6 protein-coding genes are annotated in these 4,110 nt (G+C 66.1%); 1 reads left to right on the top strand and 5 read right to left on the bottom strand.

Features of this window, described 5'->3' with window-relative positions:
- On the top strand, positions 1 to 917 hold a 917-nt coding region (locus ACX40P_RS15070; protein ID WP_459127176.1), incomplete at its 5' end, for a serine hydrolase domain-containing protein.
- A 3-nt stretch (positions 918 to 920) separates the two neighbouring features.
- On the opposite strand, the gene ACX40P_RS15075 is transcribed toward ACX40P_RS15070, so the two are convergent.
- The 5 genes from ACX40P_RS15075 to ACX40P_RS15095 all read right to left on the bottom strand — a co-directional run.
- Positions 921 to 1,439 carry a hypothetical protein gene (locus tag ACX40P_RS15075; RefSeq protein ID WP_459127177.1) on the bottom strand — a complete coding sequence of 173 codons (519 nt, stop codon included), beginning with the start codon at positions 1,437 to 1,439 and terminating at the stop codon, positions 921 to 923.
- A gap of 8 nt (positions 1,440 to 1,447) precedes the next feature.
- On the bottom strand, positions 1,448 to 1,651 hold the full coding sequence (locus ACX40P_RS15080) for a hypothetical protein (RefSeq protein ID WP_459127178.1): 204 nt from the start codon (positions 1,649 to 1,651) through the stop codon (positions 1,448 to 1,450).
- A 119-nt stretch (positions 1,652 to 1,770) separates the two neighbouring features.
- A complete protein-coding gene (locus ACX40P_RS15085) occupies positions 1,771 to 3,399 on the bottom strand; it encodes a recombinase family protein (RefSeq protein ID WP_459127179.1) in 1,629 nt (542 codons plus the stop codon).
- A complete protein-coding gene (locus ACX40P_RS15090; RefSeq protein ID WP_459127180.1) occupies positions 3,396 to 3,815 on the bottom strand; it encodes a DUF2924 domain-containing protein in 420 nt (139 codons plus the stop codon). The genes ACX40P_RS15085 and ACX40P_RS15090 overlap by 4 nt, the downstream gene beginning before the upstream one ends.
- The coding region (locus ACX40P_RS15095; RefSeq protein WP_459127181.1) for a DUF3489 domain-containing protein at positions 3,812 to 4,110 on the bottom strand (299 nt) is incomplete at its 5' end. The genes ACX40P_RS15090 and ACX40P_RS15095, both read right to left, overlap by 4 nt.

Consider the following 4,110-nt stretch of genomic DNA (forward strand, 5'->3'; position numbering starts at 1 on the left):
ATGCGCGTGACGGCCGGATCGAACATGTCAGAACATCCGGATTTGCGGATGTCGAAGCACGAACGCCATTCGCGGTAACCACCGCAATCCGGTGGGGCTCGGCCTCAAAATGGCTCACGAGCGTTGCGGCGCTGAGGCTCATCGAGCAGGGGAAGCTGCGATTGGATGCGCCAATCATCACTTACCTGCCGCAATTCAGAGCGGACACGGGGAAGCGCGTGCTGGTGCAGCATCTGCTTTCGAACACGAGTGGCATTCCAGACCTGCTCAGTCGACAAATCGCTACAGAGCCGGAACTGCGCACGTCCACGGCGACGACGTCGGAGATTGTGAAGCGCTTTGCGGGTGGCGACCTGGCGTTTCAGCCGGGGGAGGGTTGGGATTATGCCGCGCTAAACTGGGCGATTGTCGCGCAAATTCTTGAAGCAGCATCCGGAGAACCGTTCCCGGCGCTGATGCGGCGGCTGGTGCTGCAACCCTTGAACATGTTCGGCGCCGGCTTCGTTCAACACGATCAGCCAGCTCTCCAACATCTGGCAGCGGCCTACTCATCCGTCGCTCCCCCGGTGCGCAAGATGGCCACCGTGCCCGCCTTCCTTGCAGCATCGGGCAATGTTGCGGGAACGGTGAACGACGCTGTCCGTGCCGCGCACGGTATCTTTCATGGTCGGTTACTGGCGCCATCGTCGCGAACGGCGCTAGCCAGGATCAGATGGCCTGCGCAAGAATACGCGCTGGGTGGGCGGATACACCCCATCGCGGATGACCCGTGGGCGTGGGAAACGGGCAAGGTCCAGGGATATCGGACGCACATCGCGCATCGCATTGCCCGGAGCGAAACGGTCGTGGTGTTCAACACGACCGATATGGAACAGTCGCAAATCGGCACCTGGGTGGAGACGATCGCACAAGCGTGAAGATCACGGGATATTCGACTCTTCGACCGGTGTCTCCAGTTCGACGAGCCGGTCCACGATTGCACGATACGGCCGATGACAGCTCGTCCATGGGTGCCGGGGTTCGAGCGTGGCAGCGGTCCAATATTCCGTGAGCAGCTTCGGATCGCGGACGAACGGACGCAGCACGTGCAGCGCGAGACGAACCTCGATCGTCCCGACCGTCTTGCTGCTGGATTGGTAGGCCGCCGCCTGCAGTATCTGCAGTGCGAGGTTGATAAGAGCGTGGCGGTGGGCACGCTGGCGAGCGCGCTGCTTGCCGTACGGTATTGGCAGTAGATGGATCAGCGGAGACGCGCACCGCTTGGGGCATTTGAGCGCCGACCGGGCCGCGCGCCAGTCGGTATTGCCGCCGTTGGCCCGCACCTCCTCGATCAGTGCGGCCAGATCCCAGACCTCGGTAGCCTGGCAGCTTCGGCACGTGACGCGGACCTGCGCTTCGATCCGATGCAGGTCGTGCAGGGTCTTAGGGTCGCCAACCACATGCCGGGTTACGCGCAGGTGCGGAGAGGTAGCTGCTCGCCCTGCGCTGCCAGGACGGCGCGAGCTTGCTGGGCTGCGCCGACCGCCTGCCGGTAATGCACCGTCGCACAGCGCTCGGCCTCGTCGAACCCGACCGGTGCCCATTCGTCGCCTGGATAGCAGGCGTCATAAATCGCGCGCGCAGCCGCACGCAGCCGGAGATCGTGCTCCATACCTAGGCTCCATCGATGTCGAGACGCTACGAATCAGCGTGGGCTCTGCGTAGAACAATAAGAGAACGATGGGCAAGCGGCGGGTTGCGTTTCAGCGTGATCCGCGTCCTCGCGATCGGTCACGCTATCAACCCCCGCTCCTGTTCCTCCCACGCAGCTGGCACGCCGCAGCCCAGCGTGAGCTCGCTGATCGTGGCCGCAGTGCTCTGACGCCCCTTCAGCACGGCGTCGATCACCTTCGGACTGAGGAAAGCGAGCCGCAGCACGCGGGTCATGTAGGAGGGCTTCACGCCTTCGCGCTGCGATAGCGAGGTGATGTCGAGGTCGCCCTTGCGCAGCTCGGTCCACCAGCGGTGCGCCTTGGCGATGAGCCGCAGCAGCGCGGTATCGGGTGCGGCGACGAGCGGGGCACCGGCGGCATCGACCAGCTTCACCACCCGGCCGGTACGCGTGATCCGTGCCGTGCTGGCTAGCGTCATCGTCGCTGTGTCAGTTGGGGCGGGGAGGTTCAACAGCTTCGCAAGCTCAGCGCTCGTGCAGTCGATCTGGACCGCATCGTGGGCTATGCGCACTCGCTGGATGAGCGCTTCGAGGATCGGGCGGTTGCGGGTGACGACTGCCGGCGCGGTGGCACTCGTCACCCGACGCAGCGTGTCGGCATCGAGTGGCAGGCCAAGGTCTGAGGCGAGTGCGATCGGGTTGGCAAGCGCAGCGGCGATGCGGTCGGTGACGATGGTCTCGAGCTCACGCGCGGGGATGCGCAGCTCGTCACCCGCCCCGTGCCGCGTAGCGTAATAGCGGTAGCGGGTGTTACCCTTGCTGGCATGGTCGCAGATGAGCGGGTGACCCTGCTCGTCCTCGACCTTGCCGGCGAGCAGGCTGGCGTTCTGGACATAGGCGCGACTGCGGTGACCTTGCAGGTTCTCGGCAAGCTTGCGCTGCACCTGCTCGAAGATGTCTGGATCGACGATGCCGCGGTGCAGGCCCTGATAGCGGGTGCCCTTGTGCTCGATCATGCCGATGTAGACCGGGTTGGACAGCAGCTTGTAGATCTGCCCGCGCGACCAGGCGCAGCCGCCATAGGTGCCGCCCTTGCCGTTGACCCGGGGCGGGGTGGTCAGTCGGTCGCGGACCAGCTCGTCAGCGACCAGCCGCACCGTGCCCAGCCGCAGGTAGCGCGCGAAGATGTCGCGCACCTGCACCGCCTCCTGCTCGACAATGACGAGCGTTCGCCCATCCGGCGCATAGCCAATCGGTGGCGTACCCCCCATCCACATGCCGCGGGCTTTGGAGGCGGCGATCTTGTCGCGGATACGCTCGGCGGTCACCTCGCGCTCGAACTGGGCAAACGACAGCAGCATGTTGAGCGTCAGCCGGCCCATGCTGGTGGTGGTGTTGAACGACTGGGTGACGCTCACGAACGACACCTTGCCGGCATCGAGCCGCTCGACCAGTTTCGCGAAGTCGAACAACGACCGGGTCAGGCGGTCGACCTTGTAGACGACGATGATGTCGACCCGGCCGGCATCGACCTCGGCGAGCAGCCGCTGCAGGGCCGGGCGCTCGAGCGTCCCGCCCGACAGGCCGCCGTCATCATATATCTCGGGGAGGGCGGTCCACCCCTCGCTGGCCTGCGACAGGATATAGGCGGCACAGGCTTCGCGCTGGGCGTCGAGGCTGTTGAATGCCTGCTCCAACCCCTCGTCGCTCGACTTGCGCGTATAGATCGCACAGCGGACCGGCTTCATGCCGCAACCTTGCGCTGCTTGAGCCCGAAGAACGCCGGGCCCGACCAGCGCGTACCGGTGATCGCGCGGGCCACCTCGGACAGCGAGTTGTACGCGCGGTCCTCCCAGCGGATGACGCGATCCTCGCCTAGAGTCACAATATGCACGCGGCCCTGCCACTCGCGCACCAGCCGGGTGCCGGCCTGCACGCCCAGCGTGCGGGCCTTGCCGGCATCCAGCTCAACCAGCGTCCGCCGCGTCTCACGCGAAAAACCGCCCAAGGCCAACGCCTGTATCTCCCAGGCGAGCGCCAGCCGCAGCAGGCTCGGGCTGATCCGTGGCAGCGGCGTGGCGGTCACACGCCGCCACTCGACGCGCAGCTCCGCCGAAGACAGCCCGGCCAACCGGCCGAGCTGCTCCTCCATCCTCGCGGTCACGCCGCCACCGCCACGCTGTAGCAGGTGACGTCGCCGCGCTTGCCGCGCACCACCGCATGCCCTTTCTTGCGCAGGCCGGTCAGCGCAGCGCGCGTCGTGTGCGGCAACCAGCCGGTCGCTTCGATCAGCTCGGCCAGCGTCGCGCCGCCGTCGCGCTGCAGCAGCGACAGCACCGTGCTCGCCTTAGTCACGCGTGGGGTTGTCACGGGTGCGGCGGCGGGGACAGGGGCGATGCGGTCATCGGCACCATCGCCAGCGTCGATGCCGATCGTCGCCAGGCCCGCCTGGGTCACGT

The organism is Sphingomonas sp. RS2018 (assembly GCF_054489605.1).

What these genes read in the sequence shown, in the direction of transcription:
- ACX40P_RS15080 (WP_459127178.1), bottom strand. Translation starts at nt 1,651, where the DNA reads ATGGAGCACGATCTCCGGCTGCGTGCGGCTGCGCGCGCGATTTATGAC.
- ACX40P_RS15085 (WP_459127179.1), bottom strand. Translation starts at nt 3,399, where the DNA reads ATGAAGCCGGTCCGCTGTGCGATCTATACGCGCAAGTCGAGCGACGAG.